General features: G+C 71.6%; 15 protein-coding genes and 3 pseudogenes. 5 read left to right on the top strand and 13 right to left on the bottom strand.

Features of this window, described 5'->3' with window-relative positions:
* The first annotated feature begins 110 nt into the window (after positions 1 to 110).
* Positions 111 to 953 (top strand): adenosylhomocysteinase, encoded by an 843-nt coding sequence (locus ACN28I_RS21460; protein ID WP_420943818.1) that lies wholly within the window; start codon positions 111 to 113, stop codon positions 951 to 953.
* Positions 898 to 1,230 carry a hypothetical protein gene (locus ACN28I_RS21455; protein WP_420943817.1) on the top strand — a complete coding sequence of 111 codons (333 nt, stop codon included), beginning with the start codon at positions 898 to 900 and terminating at the stop codon, positions 1,228 to 1,230. The genes ACN28I_RS21460 and ACN28I_RS21455 overlap by 56 nt, the downstream gene beginning before the upstream one ends.
* Positions 1,231 to 1,239: 9 nt before the next feature.
* Here ACN28I_RS21455 and ACN28I_RS21450 read toward each other — a convergent pair whose 3' ends face one another.
* A complete protein-coding gene (locus tag ACN28I_RS21450) occupies positions 1,240 to 2,436 on the bottom strand; it encodes an ABC transporter substrate-binding protein (protein ID WP_420943816.1) in 1,197 nt (398 codons plus the stop codon).
* 134 nt (positions 2,437 to 2,570) lie between these two features.
* On the opposite strand from ACN28I_RS21450, the gene ACN28I_RS21445 reads away from it, so the two are divergent.
* Together ACN28I_RS21445 and ACN28I_RS21440 are read left to right on the top strand one after the other, a co-directional pair.
* Positions 2,571 to 2,855, top strand: coding sequence for a hypothetical protein (locus ACN28I_RS21445; protein ID WP_420943815.1), 285 nt, complete (start codon positions 2,571 to 2,573; stop codon positions 2,853 to 2,855).
* Between the two features lie 210 nt (positions 2,856 to 3,065).
* Positions 3,066 to 3,536 (top strand): annotated as a pseudogene (locus ACN28I_RS21440) (DUF2378 family protein); the annotation flags it as partial.
* A gap of 15 nt (positions 3,537 to 3,551) precedes the next feature.
* On the opposite strand, the gene ACN28I_RS21435 reads toward ACN28I_RS21440, so the two are convergent.
* Together ACN28I_RS21435 and ACN28I_RS21430 are read right to left on the bottom strand one after the other, a co-directional pair.
* Complete coding sequence (locus ACN28I_RS21435) at positions 3,552 to 4,553, bottom strand: class I SAM-dependent methyltransferase (protein WP_420943814.1); 1,002 nt, start codon at positions 4,551 to 4,553, stop codon at positions 3,552 to 3,554.
* A 185-nt stretch (positions 4,554 to 4,738) separates the two neighbouring features.
* Positions 4,739 to 5,500, bottom strand: coding sequence for an SDR family NAD(P)-dependent oxidoreductase (locus ACN28I_RS21430; protein WP_420943813.1), 762 nt, complete (start codon positions 5,498 to 5,500; stop codon positions 4,739 to 4,741).
* A gap of 92 nt (positions 5,501 to 5,592) precedes the next feature.
* Here ACN28I_RS21430 and ACN28I_RS21425 point away from each other — a divergent pair, with 92 nt between their 5' ends.
* The gene (locus ACN28I_RS21425; protein ID WP_420943812.1) at positions 5,593 to 6,942 is read left to right on the top strand and encodes an FAD-binding oxidoreductase; all 1,350 of its coding nucleotides are present in this window, start codon (positions 5,593 to 5,595) and stop codon (positions 6,940 to 6,942) included.
* Here the strand turns inward: ACN28I_RS21425 and ACN28I_RS21420 are convergent.
* The 10 genes and pseudogenes from ACN28I_RS21420 to ACN28I_RS21375 all read right to left on the bottom strand — a co-directional run bounded on the left by ACN28I_RS21420 (position 6,923) and on the right by ACN28I_RS21375 (position 16,575).
* Positions 6,923 to 10,054 (bottom strand): type 2 lanthipeptide synthetase LanM family protein, encoded by a 3,132-nt coding sequence (locus ACN28I_RS21420; protein ID WP_420943811.1) that lies wholly within the window; start codon positions 10,052 to 10,054, stop codon positions 6,923 to 6,925. The genes ACN28I_RS21425 and ACN28I_RS21420 overlap by 20 nt on opposite strands.
* Positions 10,055 to 10,073: 19 nt before the next feature.
* Entirely contained in the window at positions 10,074 to 11,159 is a 1,086-nt protein-coding gene (locus tag ACN28I_RS21415; RefSeq protein ID WP_420943810.1) for a hypothetical protein, read from the bottom strand.
* A 25-nt stretch (positions 11,160 to 11,184) separates the two neighbouring features.
* On the bottom strand, positions 11,185 to 12,864 hold the full coding sequence (locus tag ACN28I_RS21410) for a peptidase domain-containing ABC transporter (RefSeq protein WP_420948691.1): 1,680 nt from the start codon (positions 12,862 to 12,864) through the stop codon (positions 11,185 to 11,187).
* A 117-nt stretch (positions 12,865 to 12,981) separates the two neighbouring features.
* A pseudogene (locus tag ACN28I_RS21405) lies at positions 12,982 to 13,239 on the bottom strand (cysteine peptidase family C39 domain-containing protein); the annotation flags it as partial.
* 25 nt (positions 13,240 to 13,264) lie between these two features.
* Positions 13,265 to 13,444, bottom strand: a pseudogene (locus tag ACN28I_RS21400) (cysteine peptidase family C39 domain-containing protein); the annotation flags it as partial.
* Entirely contained in the window at positions 13,431 to 13,658 is a 228-nt protein-coding gene (locus tag ACN28I_RS21395; RefSeq protein ID WP_420943809.1) for a hypothetical protein, read from the bottom strand. The pseudogene ACN28I_RS21400 and the gene ACN28I_RS21395, both read right to left, overlap by 14 nt.
* A gap of 143 nt (positions 13,659 to 13,801) precedes the next feature.
* Positions 13,802 to 14,002, bottom strand: a complete 201-nt coding sequence (locus tag ACN28I_RS21390) for a mersacidin/lichenicidin family type 2 lantibiotic (RefSeq protein WP_420943808.1) — start codon at positions 14,000 to 14,002, stop codon at positions 13,802 to 13,804.
* Between the two features lie 114 nt (positions 14,003 to 14,116).
* Positions 14,117 to 14,911: a glycosyltransferase gene (locus ACN28I_RS21385; protein WP_420943807.1), complete on the bottom strand. Its 795-nt coding sequence runs from the start codon at positions 14,909 to 14,911 to the stop codon at positions 14,117 to 14,119.
* Positions 14,912 to 15,368: 457 nt separating this feature from the next.
* A complete protein-coding gene (locus ACN28I_RS21380; protein ID WP_420943806.1) occupies positions 15,369 to 16,019 on the bottom strand; it encodes a glycosyltransferase in 651 nt (216 codons plus the stop codon).
* Entirely contained in the window at positions 15,982 to 16,575 is a 594-nt protein-coding gene (locus ACN28I_RS21375) for a glycosyltransferase (protein ID WP_420943805.1), read from the bottom strand. Before ACN28I_RS21375 ends, ACN28I_RS21380 begins: the two co-directional genes overlap by 38 nt.
* Positions 16,576 to 16,654 lie beyond the last annotated feature (79 nt).

Raw genomic sequence — 16,654 nt, 5'->3', positions numbered from 1 at the left:
GCCTGACCGGATGCTCGGTGCCCAGAGGGAAATCCCCTCTCCCTCTGGGAGAGGGTTTAGGGTGAGGGTCTTCAGGCTCTTCCGGGAGGAGAGCGGGCAGGGAGGCGCACATGGACACGTTCGCACGGGACCTGGAGTGGACGAAGCTGCAGATGCCGCTGACGCGGAGGTGGTGCGAGGCACTGCCGAAGCTGGAGGGCGTGCGGCTCGCGTGCTCGATGCACCTGGACCTCAAGATGGTGCCGGCGGTGGAGGCACTGCTGAACAAGGGGGCGGCGGTGTTCCTGGCGACGTGCAACCCCACCACGGTGCGGGACGAGGTGGTCGAGCACCTGCGCGGGCGCGGGGCCGTGGCGCACGCCTGGAAGAACATGCCCGCGGACGAGTACGCCTCGGCGATCGACCAGGCGCTGGCCTGGGAGCCGACGCACCTGTGCGAGATGGGAGGGGACCTCTCGCTGGCCCTCCACGCGCGGGGGCTGGAGACGCGGGTGAAGGCGGGGCTGGAGGCGACGGGCTCGGGCATCGCGCGGCTGCGCTCGCTGGCGCTGCGCTACCCGGTGTTCAACTGGGACGACCTGCCCATCAAGGAGGGCCTGCACAACCGCTGGCTGGTGGGGCTGTCCACGTGGCAGGCCTTCTGCGAGCGCACGAAGCTGACGCTGCACGGCAAGCGGGTGCTGGTGGTGGGCTACGGCCTGGTGGGGCAGGGCGTGGCGGATGTGGCGCGGGCGTTTGGCGGGACGGTGCAGGTGGTGGAGAAGGACCCCGCGCGGCTGATGGAGGCGCGCTACGCGGGGTGGGAGGCGGGGACGATGATGACCCCGGAAGCTCCTCTCGCGCATCGACGTCATCGTCACGGCCACGGGGGTGACGGGCGTCCTCGGCGCGGAGGAGGTGAAGTACCTGAAGACGGGGTGCTTCCTGCTCAACGTGGGGCACGTGCCGGATGAAATCGACGTGAAGGCGCTCGGGGCGAGGCGGGAGATCATCCCCCACGTGGAGGAGACGCGGCCCCACGGGAGGCCCGTCTACCTGTTCGCCGGAGGCTCGATGGCGAACCTCACGGCGGGGTGGGGGGACAGCCTGAACGCCTTCGACGTCACCCTGGCCACGATGATGGCGGGGCTCGGCTTCATCTGCACCCGGGGGAGCGAGGGGAAGCCGGGGCTGCACCCGCTCCCTCGCCCGGTCTGGTCGGCGGTGGCCGCGGCGGCCGCCAGCATCTGAGGCGGGACGCTACGGCTTCACGGTGGTGACGAACTTCGTCTTCCCGTCCTGGACCTCGAGAATCACCGCCTGCTTCACGGCGTCGCGGTTCCTGTCGAGGTTGATGGTGCCGGCCACGCCGGGGAAGTCCTTGGTGGCGGCGATGGCGTCGCGGATGGCCTTGCCCGACAGGTCCGGCGCGCGCTTCATCGCGTCGATGGCGAGCCACGCGGCGTCATAGGCCAGGGCGGCCACGCTGTCCGGCACGGCGCCGTGGGCCTCCTTGTACTTCGTGATGAACTCCTGCACCTTCGGATCCGGGTTATCCACCGAGTAGTGGTTGGAGTAGTAGCTGCCCTCGATGGCGGTGCCGCCCAGCTCGAAGAGCTTGTCGGACTCCCAGCCATCGCCGCCGAGCAGCGGCACCATCAGGCCCAGCTCGCGCGCCTGGCGGGCGATGATGCCCACGTCCGTGTAGTAGCCGGGAACGAAGAGGGCCTCCGGCTTCCGCTGCTTGAGGGCGGTGAGCTGCGCGCGGAAGTCCGTGTCGCCCTTCGAGTAGCTCTCGGTGGCCACGAGGTTGCCGCCCATCTCGGAGAACTTCCGGCTGAACACGTCCGTCAGGCCCACCGAGTACGCGCTCTTGTTGTCCTGCAGCACGGCCACCCGGTTGAGCTTCAGGTGGTCGCGGGCGAACTTCGCCATCACGTAGCCCTGGAAGGGATCGATGAAGCAGACGCGGAAGATGTAGTCGCCCTTCTTGGTGACGGCGGGGTTGGTGGACGAGGGGGTAATCATGGGCACCCCGGCCGCCTGGGCCTTGTCCGCCATGGCCATGGAGTTGGTGGAGGCGGCCTCGCCGAGGATGACGGCCACCTTGTCCTGGGTGATGAGGCGCGTGGCCGCCTGGGCGGCCTCCTCGGGCTTGCCCTGGCTGTCGTAGACGCGCACCTCCAGCTTCTTGCCCTTCACCCCGCCGGCGGCATTGGCCTCGGCGATGGCCAGGGCGATGCCGTTGCGCGCGGAGACGCCGAAGGTGGCCTCGCTGCCGGTGAGGCTGCCCACCTGGCCCAGGAGGATCGTATCCGAGTTCGCCGGGGTGGCCCCGGTGGAGGCCGCGGCGGGGGTGGGGGGCTGCGAAGAGGGCGCGGGCGGGACCTTCTTCTCACAAGCGGCCAGCAGCACGGTGAGCGCGGCGAGCAGCATCGGGGCGGCGGAACGGCGCATACGTACTTCCTCCACACATCAAGTCGCCCGCCTTCTATCCCACTCCCGCCAGGCTGGCGCGCCCCCTCCCTCCGTGGGCACGTTGACACCCGGGGACAGGCCGATTTTCCTTCGGCCCTTGGAGGGAGCCGGGAATGCAGCTTCGGGAGAGGACGTGGAGGTTCGCCGCGCTGAGCGCGGTGGGCATGTGGCTGGTGGCCTGTTCGCCGGGGGGCCTCAACCTGGCGTGCTCCGGGCCCGACGATTGTCTCGAGTCCGAGCTCTGCCATCCGGACCACCAGATATGCGTGCAGACGTGTACCTCCCTCAAGGACTGCCCCCCCAAGGCCGAGAGCTGCGAGGCGCTGGGCGGGGCGGAGCTCCAGCGCATCTGCACGTGCCGGACAAAGGAGTGTGTGGGAGACAGGGAGCAGCCGTAGCCGCCAACGGGGTAGACTCCCGGCGGGCGGCGGGGATCTCCGAGAGGGCTTGGGGCCGACGAATGAGCGATGAGACGGATGAGGGCCGGGATCCCTCCTACGATGCCGAGCAGGATCTGGAGAGCCGGTTGCTCCTGGCGACGCCGGAGTACAACACGCGCGGCATCCTGTTCCTGGCCACGTTGACGACCGTCCGGGAAGCTCGGCGGGGAGGAGATGGTGAAGCTCTGCCAACAGGCGAGCGGGGAGACGGAGTTCGTCGAGTTCTTCAGCTACCCCACCCATGCCCTCCTGCGGATGCTGGGCGCCGCGGCGCGGTTGCTGAGCGCCCGGTACGGCGGCTACGCGGAGGTCCTGTGGCTGATCGGCAAGAGGACGGCAGAGCTCTACATGAACTCGGTGGTGGGCCGCTCCGCGCAACTGGTGTCCGCGACGGATCCCATGCGCCTGGTGCGGACCCTGGAGGAGCTCTACAAGGTCTCCATGGCCTACTGTGCGCCGACGGTGGTCTGGAAGGGGCCCAGGCGAGGCGTCCTCTCCGTCCAACGCTCCTTCACGCCGCTCCCGTACCACGAGGGGGGAGCGGTGACGATCGGCGTCCTCCTGGGGTTGAAGAACGTGGAGGCGCGCGCGCGGAGCACGGGGCCGCTCAGCCTAGACCTGGAGCTCTCCTGGGAGTGAGCGGCCAGGGCGGCCTCAGCGGCGGACGAGCTCGAGGTAGATGAGGTTCTCGGTCTCGTCCCGGAAGAGCTCCTGCCGGCGCAGTTGCGTCCTGGGAATCTCGCTCATCCAGCCCGCCACGTCGGACTCCTCGCGGTAGATGAGCCACCAGTCCATGCAGGCTTCCATGTACGCCTTGAAGGCCGCGTCCTTGTGCGGGTCGGCGTAGTTGGCCAGCAGCAGGCGTCCACCCGGGCGCAGCATCGAGAAGAGCTGTGCCGTCAGGCGAATGGCGATGGGCTGCGGGAGGTAGTCGTAGAGCCCGGACGCGTAGACGAGGTCCATGTCCTCGAAGCGCAACTGGTTGCGCAGGATGTCCTTCACCGCGCCGGCCACCGGCTTGACGCCCAGGTGCCCCAGCTCGCTGTCGATGACTCCCAGGCTGCGCAGATCCTGGTCGAGCGCCAGGAACTCGCCCACCTGCCGCTGCTGCATGGCGAGCGAGCGCCGGGACTCTCGCAGGTGGCCACACGCCACGGAGAGGACCCGGGCATCGGCCCGCTCCCCGGAGACGCGATCGATGTAGCGCGACAGATAATCCCTCCGCCCCCGGAGCGAGGCGGTGCTCTGTTGCGCGCAGAGGAAGCGGTTGATCCCCACCCCGATGGGGGTGGTGCCAAGGCGCTCGGGGGCGAGATCCTCGTAGACGAAGTCGAGCATCACCGCGTCACCGGCGTACTGGCGAGGCTTCTCGAAGCCGCGGCGGGTGAACGGCTCCTGGCGGACGAGGGAATGAACCGGGTGGGTCCGGCAGGTGTCGAGGCAGAAGCGCCGCCAGTCCTCGGGAACGAGCGTGGAGCGCGCGTGCCCCAGGGCGGAGAGCAGGGTGTGCATGCCTCGCGAGATGTCCCCGCCCAGGAGCTGGTCATGGGCCAGGTCCAATTCCCGCGACAGGGGGGCGCGCCACTCCGCGGCCCAGTCCTTCGTCAGGTTCAGATCGAGCGAGTTGCCATTCACCTGTTGCGCATGTTCCTGCATGTCGACTCTCGTTGGCTCGCCCCCCTCTCCCCCCCGGTGACGGCTTGCTTCGGCCGGGGTTCCGTTTGTGTGGGCTGCTGCCCACGTTGAGTAAAATGGTTTGTGACGGTCCGCCTCTTCCTCGGAAAACATCCCCTGCTTGCTGCCCTGGCGGACGGTGACCGGCGGGAATCAACGCGCGCCGCTCAGAGCACCTTGCTCGCCACGGCGTCGAAGAGGCGGTTGGGCACCCACTTCGCCACCTCGACGGCCCGGGCCATCGGCCAGGGGAAGCCGTACTCGTCCTGGGCGCGCAGGATGGCCTGTCCCATCAACTCCACGGCCGCGTCCGCCTCCAGCAGGAAGGGCATGGTGTGCTGGATGTTGGCCGTCATCTCCGTCTTCACGAAGCCGGGCTTGATGCAGGTGACGCGCACCTGGGTGCCCTGGAGATCCACGCGCAGGCTCTCCAGGAAGGTGTTGAGGAAGGCCTTGGAGGCCGAATAGGCCGCGTTCTGCGGCAGGCCCCGGCAGCTCGCGAGGCTGGAGACGCCCACCAGGTGCCCGCGGTTGCGCTCCACCATGCGGGGCAGCACCGCGGACAGCGTGGCCGCCGCGCCGGTGACGTTCACGTCGATGACCTTCCGGGCGTGCTCCCACGGGAAGTCCCGGGCGTGGGTCTGCCCGCCCACACCGGCGTTGGCCACCACGAGGTCCAATCCGCCACAGGCATCGTCCAGCGCGCGGACACGCTCGAGCGTGGCGTCCGCGTGGGAGACATCCAGCTCCACGGGCTCGATGTGGGCACCCGCCGCCTTCGCCTCCTGGGCGAGCGCCTCCAGGTGGGCGCGGCGCCGGGCGGCGGCGTACACCTTCACGCCCCGCTTGCCCAACCACAGCGCCAGTCCACATCCCAGGCCGCTGGAGGCTCCCGTCACCAGCGCCGTCCGATAGCTCATCTCGTTCATGGGCTTCCTCCTGTGAGGGGAGGCAGTTAACGCGGCGCCTCCGGAGGCGGCCAGCAGCGGCTGCTCCATCTGTTGGGTAGAATCGCCAGGACATGTCCTCTTCCCAATCCCTGGCCGATTCCCTCCGCGAAGGTGTGCGCTGCCCCGTCCTCACCGACGAGAGCGCGCTCGAGCGCTACAGCTTCGACTTCGGGAACATGCGTCCGCGGCGCCCCCAGGTGGTGGTCCGCGCCCGGTGTGAGGAGGACGTGGTGCACACGCTGCGGGTGGCGCGGGCCTTCGGGGTTCCGGTCAGCTCCCGGGGCTCGGGGCACTCCATCGGCGGGCAGTGCCTGTCCGAGGGCATCGTGCTCGCCCATGACGCGGAGGCGGGCGAGGCGCGCATGTTGGAGGACGGCTGCGTCGAGGCCACCTGCCGCGGCCGCTGGAAGCGCGTGGAGCGCACCCTGTCCGCCGCGGGGCGGATGTTCCCCCTCTACACCAATCAGCTCCGCACGTCGGTGGGCGGCACGCTGTCGGTGGGCGGCTACGGCGTCCGCTCCTTCGTGGCGGGCGCGCAGGTGGACCACGTGGAGCGGGCCCGGCTCATCCTTCCGGATGGACAGGCGGTGTGGTGCTCGCGCGAGGAGAACGCCGAGCTGTTCCGCTTCGCCCTCGCCGGCGTGGGACAGGTGGGCGTCCTGGAGCGCGTGGTGCTGCGCAGCCTGCCCGAGCGGTCCTTCGCGCGGCTGCAGATGAACCGCCACCGCAACCTGCGGGAGATGGTGGACGCGCTCGCGTGGACGGCCGACTGGAAGGGGCCCGCGCCGGAGCTCTTCTTCGCGGAGCACAAGGCCGGGAAGCTCTGGTCCATCTTCGGCTCCCTCCACGAGACGGAGGAGGCGGCCAAGGCCTCGAGCCACCCGGAGCCGCTCGTGCGCATGGAGCGCGAGCGCGTGCACATGGTGGTGAAGTCGGAGGTGCTGCACAAGGGCGAGGACGAGGGCGAGGTCTTCGATCCCAACACGTGCCAGGTGATGGCCGACTACTGCCTGGACCTGGAGGGGCTGCGGCGTTTCGTGGCCTTCCTGGAGGCGGAGCCCGCTCGCTTCTGGCTGCCGGGGCTGGACCTGCTGCGCGTGCTCGGGCTCTCGCAGCCGGAGGATGGTGGACGTTGGCCGTTCGATCTGCGGGCGGCCTTCGGCGGGACGTCGCGCGTCTACGGCATCGGCCTGTACTACCAGTGCCGGCGCTCGGACCGGGCCGGGCTGGAGGCGGTGCGGGCCGCGCACCGTGCGTGCCTGGAGAAGTGCCTGGAGCTGGGTGGCCGTCCGTACCTCTACGGCTGGATGGAGCTGGACCGCGATGCCCGGCAGGCCGTGTACGGGCAGGACTACGCGCGGATGCGGACCCTGCGCCAGGAGCTGGATCCGCGTGGCCTGCTCAACCCCGAGGCGCTGTAACCGGCCCCTCCAGCGTCAGCACCGAGGGCACCTGCTCCGGCCGCGCCAGGCGGAGCAGGCCGTAGCCCGTTCCCGCCAGGCCGTGCATCAGCCCCGGCATCTCCAGCCCGAAGGGGACGCCGCACCGGCAGCCGCGCCGCTCGAGCGACTCCAGCACCATGGCCGTGCGCCGCTCCAGCCCGGCGGCCCACCGCTCGCCACCGGGGGTCCCGCGCGCCTGCAGCAGCAGCTCCAGCGAGCCGAGGTCCCCGTGGCACAGCGAATGGTCATGGCCGAAGCCGTGCGCCCCCACCGTCTCCAGGGCCGCTTCCAGCGCCTCGCGTGCGTCCGCGTCTCCGTGGCGCAGCGCGCGCAGCAGGGCCAGCCCCGCGCCGGACGCGCCCTGGCACCAGGACGTCTCCTCCGGCCCGTGGCGCCGCTGCTTCCCCGCGGCCAGTGCCTCGCGAGCCGCGGTGCGGAAGCGCTCCTCCCCGGTGAGCGTGGCGAGCTCCAGCAGCGCCAGCGCGGTGCCGTCCACACCCCGGGCGAGGCCCGCCTCGGCCTGGGTACCGGGCGCGGCCAGCAGGCCCAGCAGCCCTTCGCCGCAGCGGCGCGCCAGCTCCAGCACGCGGGGTGAGGGAGCGGCGCGGTGCAGGGCCACCAGGGCCAGCAGCGTTCCCGCGGTTCCGGACTGGAGCCCGTGCCGCGCCTCCGCGTCCAGGAGCGCGGGCAGGTGTTGGCCGGCGAGCTCCGCCGCCTTGCGCAGCAGCTCCTCCCGCCCCCAGAGAGACCCGAGCCGCGCCAGCATATAAAGGATGCCGCCCCAGCCGTCGAAGCCCCCCGCGGACGCAACGGGCTCGCGCTCCTGCTCCAGCCGGTGCAGCACCATGGCCACGAGGCGCCGGGCGGCCTCTCCATGGCGGCCCATTCCGGCCACCGGCTCCAACTGCCCCAGGAAGAGGGCCACGCCGGGCAGCCCCGCGGCGAGGTCCAGGCCCAGCGGACCCATCACCCACCGCCGCTCCCTGCCGGGTGACAGCCCATACGCGGCACCGCCCCGTGGCTCCAGGGGGACGAGCTTCAGCAGCCTGTCTCCCAGGGCCACCGCCGCCGCGGTGAGGCGCTCGGGGGTGGCGGGCGCGTGCGGCTCGGCCAGCGGGTACGTGTTCCCCGGTGCATCCACGTCCGGGACGAGCGTGGCCATGGACGCGCGGATGAACCACGTCTGCCGCTCCAGGTCCTCCGGGCCGAACTGCTCCAGGCGCCGCCGCACCAGGGTGAGCCCCTCCTCGGCGAACACGCCGGGGATGCGTGAGTTGTCCGCGGCCCACACGTCGAGCGAGCCGGGGCGCGTGGTGAAGAGCGGCACGTCTCCCTGCTCCAGCGCCTCGCGCTCGGCGCGGACGATGGCGGGGATGAAGGGGAAGCGCTCGGTGTCCGTCCACAGCCTGTCGAGGAAACGGTCGCGGTCCAGCGCGTCCCGCATCACGTCCGGGTGGAGGCTGTCCTCCAGCACCGAGGTGTAGAGCAGGGTGGGGCGCATCAGCACGCGCACCTCGTCGTCCCGCATGCGCCACAGGGGGCCGTCCTTGGCCAGCATCGCGTCGCGCCCGGTGCGCAGCAGCTCGTACATGCGCGTGAAGCCGGCGAGCAGCGCGTCCGTCTGGGCGAGCGTGTCCACGTTCTGGCCCTGCAACGTGGGGCGGTTGTGGCCCTCGGGCATCACCTGCCGCTTGCGGGCGATGTGCATCTCGTCCGTGCCGGAGCCTTCCAACCGGGGCACGGCGCGGGGGCTCACCTGGCCACCGATGGAGGCCAGGCCGCTGATGTCGATACCGGCGGACTCGGCGTTGGCCCACACCCGCTGAGGCAGCAGCCCCACGCGCAGCACCGAGTCGAACATCTCCTGCCGGGCCTGCTGGGCCGAGCCCTCGTCCACCACGGGCAGGTGCGGGTGCAGCAGCGACTCCAGGTCCACCAGCACCGGATGCTCGCCGGAGGCGACGATGTTCTGGAAGTGGAAGTCGGTGGCCTCCAGCGCGTAGAGCAGCGCGAGGAACGCGCCCAGCCGCTGGTAGAATCGCCCCACCTGCTCCTCTGTCTCGCACGGGGCCGTCTCGGCGAACTCCATCCACCCGTAGGCGCCCTGGTCCATCACCCGCAGGCGCCGGAAGGGCGTGGGGTTGCCGCGGCGATCCACCCACGCCAGCAGCTCCTGGAAGTGTGCGTCGATGGCCAGCGAGCGCGGCTTGTAGACCACGTGCAGGCCGGACTCGAAGACGAGCATGCGCACGGAGCGGCCACCGCGGTGGACGTCTCCCACGCCGCCGCGCACCCGGACGAGCCTGCCGGGCTCCTTCCCTGGACTGAGGGCCTCGCGCAGCATCGGCCAGTCCGCGCACAGCCGCTCCATCAGCTCCAGCGACACCTCCACCCAGGTGTCCACCTGATGGCCCAGGCGCCGGGCCAGGACGGTGTACTCCTCGAACAGGCCCCGCGCGGAGACGGGGTGCTTCAACCAGCGCACGAAGCTGGCGAAGCGCTCCTGGGCGCTCGTTCCCTCCAGCCGCTCCTCCAGCCGCGCCACGTTCAGCTCCAGCACCAGGGTGCGGCCGAGCAACTGCAGCAGCTCCGAGGGCAGCGGGGCGAAGAGGGTGGCCTCGGCGGTCTCCAGCGTGAAGGGCGCCTCGGGGTAGCGCTCGAGGAGCCCGCGCAGTCCGGCGCGCAGGCGCTCGAGGCCGTCATGGACGAGCGGCGCGACGGCGACGAGGAAGGCACTGTCCGGCCGGCGGAGCACGCCCGGAGGCAGGGGCATCGCCGGCAGGGGCTCCCCGTGACGGTCCAGGGTGCGGAGGAAGGTCTTCAGTCCCCGTGGCAGCCCGGCGCTCCGGTCCCGCACCACCTCGGGAGGCTCTCCGAGGAGCTGGAAGAAACGCGCCTCGGTGAGGCCGTCGGTGGCGAGGCGGCGGGAGAAGAGCGCCTCCTGGTCCATCGGAGGCCGCGAGCGCCAGCGCTTCATTCGCTTCTGGGCGAGCCCGGCATCCACCGGCGGAGTGGAGCCCTCGGGGAGGGTGGCCGCGCGCTCCAGCAGCGAGAGGGCCCGGTACCAGACAGACTCGGGAGAGGGGCTCATGGGGTGGGGTCCGGGGGGGTCAGGCGGCGCGGGCGGAGGCGCGGCCCCAGAGGTGCTTGAGGCCCGGGTAGGCCTTGGCCTCCAGGGGGGCGCCCGGTTGGAAGACGACCTTCACGTGGTTGAGGTAGCGCATGAAGAGGCTCAGCGTGTCCGGCCCCTGGGCCTCGGCGCCGCGGACGAGGTTGGCGGGCCAGCGCTCGCGCTCGGTGCGGTGGTCGGACAGCCCCATCCACGCGAGCAGGGCGTCACGCTTCTCCGGACGGCACAGCTCGCGCTGCACGAGGTGCTCCAGCAGGGGCTTCCACCGCTCCTTGAAGCCGCCCAGCGTGAGGGCGTCCACGTAGCACTCCAGGCCCAGCTTGGGGAACACGCGCTCGCCCACGTCCAGCGCCAGGCAGATGCGGTCGGTGTGCGGGGCCAGCGAGGACAGCAGCGCGTCCAGCTCGCCCGAGGGCCCGTCCCAGCCGATGTCCCGCAGGTAGGCGGTGAGCCCGGTGGTGGGAATGCCCCGCACGCACAGCCGCAGCGCGTCGATGGGCCGCGAGAGCATCATCCCCACCTGGTAGACGTTGCCACCGGCGGGGAGGGCCTCGTAGGCGCGGCGCACGCTGGCGCGCGGGGCGGCGGGGCCGGGCTCGCCGCGCATCACCCCGGTGGCCAGGGCGACGAGCTCCAGCGGCTTCTCCAGTCCCTGCCGGGGCCCGAAGAAGATGGCCGGCGTGGGCGCGGTGGTGGGGCGGCCGGCCACGTCGAACTCCAGCCAGAAGTCCTCCACGTCCGCGTGCAGCGCGTCCTCGGGGTTGGACCAGCGGGCGCAGAAGTCGAACACGCGCCGCCACACGGGGTTGTCCAGCAGCTCCGGCGGGGGCCGCACGTCCGGGTTGCGCCCACCGAAGGCGGTGCGGGTGCCGTCATGCGTCTGCACGCGCACCAGGAAGTCCGCCTTGGCCTTGGGCTCGGCCAGCCGACACTCGAAGCCGGAGCCGGTGCACGGAGGCAGCGCCCGGGCGATGGGGCCGATGTCCGCGAGCGCCTCGGGGGAGACGAGCACGGAGGGCATGTGCGGCTCGCCCACCCGCAGGTAGTCCAGCATGGAGTACTTCATGGTGTGTCCTCCCGGTGTGCCTGGCTCATCCCACCTGCTGGCGCCGCGCCGCGGGGGCGGGGGCCTCCACCAACTGTCCTCCCACCAGCGCGGCGTAGTGGCCGCCGAGCGCCAGCAGCTCGTCGTGCGTCCCGCACTCGACGATGGAGCCCTCGTGCAGCACGAGGATGAGGTCCGCGCTGCGCACGGTGCTCATCCGGTGGGCGATGACGACGCGGGTGCAGCGCAGCTCGTCCAGGTGCTCGTCCACCTGCCGCTCCGTCACCACGTCCAGGTGGCTGGTGGCCTCGTCCAGCAGCAGCACGGTGGGGCGCTGGCAGAGGGCGCGCGCCAGGGCCATCCGCTGGCGCTGGCCACCGGAGAAGTTGGTGCCCCCGGCCGTCACCTTCGTCTCGTAGCCCATGGGCAGGCGGGCCACCTCGTCGTGGATGGCCGCCAGCCGCGCCGCCTGCTGCACCTCCTCCAGCGAGGACTCCTGGCTGTTGAAGGAGATGTTCTCCCGGATGGTGCCGGTGAAGAGGAAGGGCTCCTGCAGCACCGCGCCGAACTGCGCGCGCAGCGAGCGGTAGTCCAGCTCGCGCAGGGACTGGCCGTCGTAGAGGATGTCGCCCTCGGTGGGCTCGTGCAGGCCGAGCAGCAGGGTGCCCAGCGTCGTCTTCCCGGAGCCGGTGCGCCCCACCAGGGCCACCTTCTGCCCGGGCTCGATGGTGAGGGAGATGTCGCGCAGCACCCACGGGGAGTGGCGGTTGTAGCGGAAGCTCACGTGGCGCAGCTCCAGGCGCCCCGTCAGCTTGGGGGCCGGGCGCACCTTGGAGACGTCCTGCTCCGGCGGGGCGTCGAAGACATCCACCAGCCGCTCCAGGTTGGCGCCCACGGACTGGAGCTGCTGCACGGTGGCCACCAGCGAGGCCAGGGGCAGCAGGCAGGCGGCGGCGAGGGCGTGCAGGCCGAGCATCGTGCCCAGCGACATCTCCTGGTTCATCACCATCCGCGCGCCGAGCCACAGCAGCGCGAGCGGGCCGAGGGAGCGCAGGGTGAGCTGGGCCATGTCCAGCCCGGCCGCGAGGTGGCTGCGCCGCACGGAGATGTTGAGGTGGCGGGTGAAGACGTCACCCCAGTGCTCCAGCGCGCGGGACTCGCCGCCCGAGGCCTTCAACGTGGCGATGCCGGTGAGGGCCTCGGTGAGGTAGCCCTGCGCCTCGCCCTGGGTGGTGAGGAACTGCTGCATCAACGCGTGCCGCCGCGCGCTGGTGCTCATCACCAGCAACACCTGGAAGAGGCCCAGTCCGGCCACGGCGAGGCCGAAGGCCGGCGCGCGCGCGAGCAGCAGGGCCAGGTACACCAGCACCAGCCCTCCATCGAGCACCACCGTGAGCGCGCGGCCCGCCAGCGCCTCGCGGATGGCCACGTTGCTCGCCAGGCGCGCCATGAGGTCGCCCGTGGTGCGCTGCTGGAAGTAGCGCAGCGGCAGCGCCACCAGGTGCTCGAAGAGTCCGAGCATCATCCGCTGGTCCACCTGCGCGTAGAGGTACACCGTCAGCATCGAGCGCAGCCAGGCCGCCACGAGCTGGGTGAGCACCAGCACCCCGATGCCCATCCCCAACAGGGTGAGCAGATCCGTGGACACCGACGGCAGCAGCCGGTCCACCACGAGCTGCGTGGCCAGGGGCAGCGCCAACCCCAGCCCCTGCAGCACCAGGGACACGAGGAGGAGCTGCGTCAGCACGCCGCTCAGCAGCCCGGTGCCCACCAGCCTCGACAGGTGGGCGGGCCACGTCGGAGGCTCCGCGGGCCGGGTCTCGAACGCGGGCCCGGGCTCGAAGGTGAGGACCACGCCGTTGCTGAGGCTCCGCGCGAAGCTCCGCGCGTCCAGGCGCCGCCGGCCCACCGCGGGGTCGACGATCTCCACCCGCGAGGGGGACCAGCGCTCCACCACCACATAGTGGTTGTTGTTCCAGTAGGCGATGGCCGGCAGGGGCACCTGGGCGAAGTTCTCCGGCTTGATGGAGAAGGCCTTGCTGGTGAGCCCGTGCTGCCGGGCCGCCTCGAGAATCCGCCGGGCCGAGGTGCCATCGCGTCCCGAGTCGAAGAGCTTCCCGGCACTCGTTCAGGGTGGTGCTGCGGCCGTGGTAGCCGAGGACCATCGCCACGCAGGCGGCGCTGCACTCGGTGGACGTCATCTGCAGGATGACGGGCACCCGGCGCCGGAAGAGGCCCCAGCCGGCTCGCGGCTTCGGAGCGGGGGGCACCGCGCGCACGGCCGGCGTCTGCTCACCGCCGCTCATGGGCCACCTCCTGCTTCACCTGGAGCGCGAGCACCCCATCCGCCAGGGCCCAGGCCGCGAGTGCTCCCGCGGTGAGCACCAGTCCCAGCACGCACCACAGCAGGGCGAAACCCCGGGGCGAGACGAACCGCGGCAGTTGCAGCGCGGCCTGCTGCCGCTTCGGGGGCTGGGGGGCCGGCGGAGGGACGGACGGGGACGTTGGTGTCTCGGGCAAGGGCCAGTCCTGTCGCGAGGGGTCCGGAAGTGCTCCCGGAGGACAAAAAAAAGGGCGGGGCGTTCGAAGTCGCCCCGCCCGCAGCATCGTCCGTCCGCCGTGCCCGCCTCAAGGGGAGCCACCGGCCGACGGCTCGAGCCGTTCTACTCGGCCGCCTGCTCCGCGGCGACGCAGCTGCACCAGTCGCAGCTGGCGGCGGCGTTACCGCCCACGAGCACGTCCAGCGCCTCGTCGGTCAGCTCCATCATGCCGGCCGGGTTCTCCGGAATCATCTCCCGCTCCGACTCGCTCAGCTCGTTGCGGAAATCTTCGTCCTTCCACGCACGGATGATCTTGTTCGACATGGCGGTGCTCCCTGTGGGGGTGAACTGCCAGCTCGGGGGATGAGCTGTCCTTCACGACGAAAGAAACCCTACTGGATATCCGTCATCACTGTCAAAGGTGGGAGCCATTAAAATTCAGCGCAGTATGTTTTTCAGGAAAGAACCGTGATGCTGGAAATATCCGGGTTGGCTGCCCAGGCGCTCGAGGAGGTCCGCGGCGCGCGTGGGGCCATCGAAGGCGGCGAGGGCGTGCTGGAGGCGCTGGGCGTGGGCGCGAGGAGCCGGGTCCTCCAGCAGGGCGCGCACGGCCTCGCGGAGCTGGAGGGGCTCGGGGCTGGAGGAGGGCAGCGCGAGACGCGTGGCGGCGCCGGTCCGGACACAGGCCTCGGCCACGGCGGGGTACTCCAGGGCGAGGTGCGGCCCCTCGAGGAGCAGCAGCAGGGCGGGACACCCGTGGGTGAGCGCGCCCAGCGCCGCGGCGGAGGTGGGCGGGGAGAGGACGGCGCGGGCCCGCTCGAGCACGAAGGCCTCGGGCAGGTGGGGGCGCACGAGGAAGTTCGCGGGCGCGGTGGAGGCGGCGGCGGGCGGAGCGAGGGCGAGCACCCGGAGGGGCTCGTCGCGCAAGGCTTCGACGAAGGCGGGCCAGGTGGCCGGAGGAAGCGTGGCGCCGCCGAGGCGGGCGAAGAGGACGGGGAGGCTTTGGGCGGCGGCCTCGTCCAGCCAGTCGCGCAGCGCCGCGTCGGGCTCCTCGCGGGGCAGTCCGAGGCAGTCGCCGACCAGGTGCACGCGTGACGGCAGCGAGTCCACGTCCGCTTCCAGCTCGGGCACGGTGCGCAGCAACAGCAGGTCGCCGAGGAGCGAAGAGTCCTGGGGCGCCCGGTGCTCGGGAGGCAGGCCGCACGCCTGGCGCGCGGTGGCGTAGTGGGGCATCAGCCCCTCGTAGAGGCTCGACGGCGTGCGCGGTGAGGGCGTCGCGCTGCCCGGGCGGCGGAGGCTCGGCGCGGGGGAAGATCCAGGCCATCTGTCCCACCACGCCCAACGGGAGGCGCTGGCGCTCGGCGGCGAGGGGCACGCCGAAGGCGAGCTGCTGGCCCACCAGCACATCCGCGGGGAAGTGCTTCAGCGCGGACTCGATGTGCCGCACCTGCCGCACCATCTCCATGGGGAGGGCGCAGGTGCTCGTGTCGAAGCTCGGCCCGTCCGGCTCACCGCGGGCAAGACGCTCGAAGCCCTCGCGCCGCAGCAGGGGGGCGAGGGGCGGGCCGGTGACGAAGGCCACGGAGTGCCCGCGCTCACGCAGCGCTCGGGCGATGGCGAGGGCCGCGTGAATGTCTCCCACGCGGTCCATGCAGCAGAAGAGGTAACGCAAGGGCTCCTCCTGGCCGGTTCACGAGGCGTTCGCGCGAGGCATCCGCTGGCGGAGGTGGCCCAGCTCCTCCAGGAGATCCGCGGCGCGGGCGGGCCCGTCCACTTGGGCGAGCGCCTCCCGGAGCCGTCCGGCGTTCCGCGCGAGCGAGGGCGTGGCGAGCAATTCCTCCACGGCCGCGCGGATGGAGCGGGGCGTGAGATCGTCATCGGAGCGGCGCAGGAGGCTGAGGGCGGCACCGGCCCGCCGGCAGCGCTCCGAGGTGGAGAACTGCTCGCCCCCGGCGACGAGGAGCAGCGCGGGCACGGAGTGGGTGAGGGCGCCGAGCACGACCGTGGTGGTGCCGCTGGCGATGATGCCGTGTGCCTGGCGCAGGATGGAGGACTGCGGCACGTGGCGGCGCACGAGGAAGTGGGGAGGGAATTGCTCCTCTTCCACACCGGGCTTGCGGATGGCCGCGACGACGCGCGCGGGCATGTCCTTCAGGGCCTCCACCACGAGGGGCCAGAAGTCGCAGAACTCGAGATCCCTGGCGGGCTGCACATAGAAGAGGGGCAGGCCGGAGGCCCGTGCTTCCTGCAGCCACTGCTCCAGCGCGGGATCTGGCGGCGCCTCGGGCGGCTCCCAGAGGCAGTCACCCACGAGGCGCACGCGCTCGGGCAGGGAGGCCACGTCCCCTTCGAGCCTCCGGCACCGAGCGCAGCATCAGCAGATCGCCGATGAGGGGCGTCTCGCGGTAGCGCGGAGAGGAGGCGCGCAGGCCCATCGCCTCGCGGGCTTCGTTGAAGCGGGCGAGGAGTCCGTCGTGCAGGGAGGCGGCGCGCCGCGCGAGCATCTCCGGCCCGGGAGGCCCGTCGGTGACGGGGAAGATGTACGAGGCCAGCCCGAGGCTCGCGACGGGGAGTCCCTGGCGCTCAGCGGCGAGGAGCGGCCCGAGCGCGAGCTGCTGGCCCACGAGCACGTCCGCGTGGAAGCGCCCGAGCGCGTACTCCACGTGCCGGGCCTGCCGGACCATCTCCAGCGGCTGGGCGAAGATCTCGATCTGGAAGCTCTTCCCATCCTGCTCGCCGCGGGGGATGCGCTCGAAGCCGGAGTCCTGCACGAAGTGGGCGAAGGTGGGGCCGGTGACGAAGGCCACCTCATGGGAGCGCCGCCGCAGCTCCCGAGCGATGGCGAGGGCCGGGAAGAGGAAGCCGGGACTGTCGAGCGAACAGAACAGGTAGCGCACGCGAGCCTCCTCCTCCCCGCTGGCCGAAGCTCCGCGGAGGGACGTCCGGGAAGTCTAATCGAAACCAGAAGAATTGGAG

This window comes from Archangium gephyra (genome assembly GCF_049060025.1).
Classification (GTDB): Bacteria; Myxococcota; Myxococcia; order Myxococcales; family Myxococcaceae; genus Archangium; species Archangium gephyra_A.
Note: the sequence above shows the minus strand (reverse complement) of the source record. Positions and strands in the feature narration are given on the sequence as shown.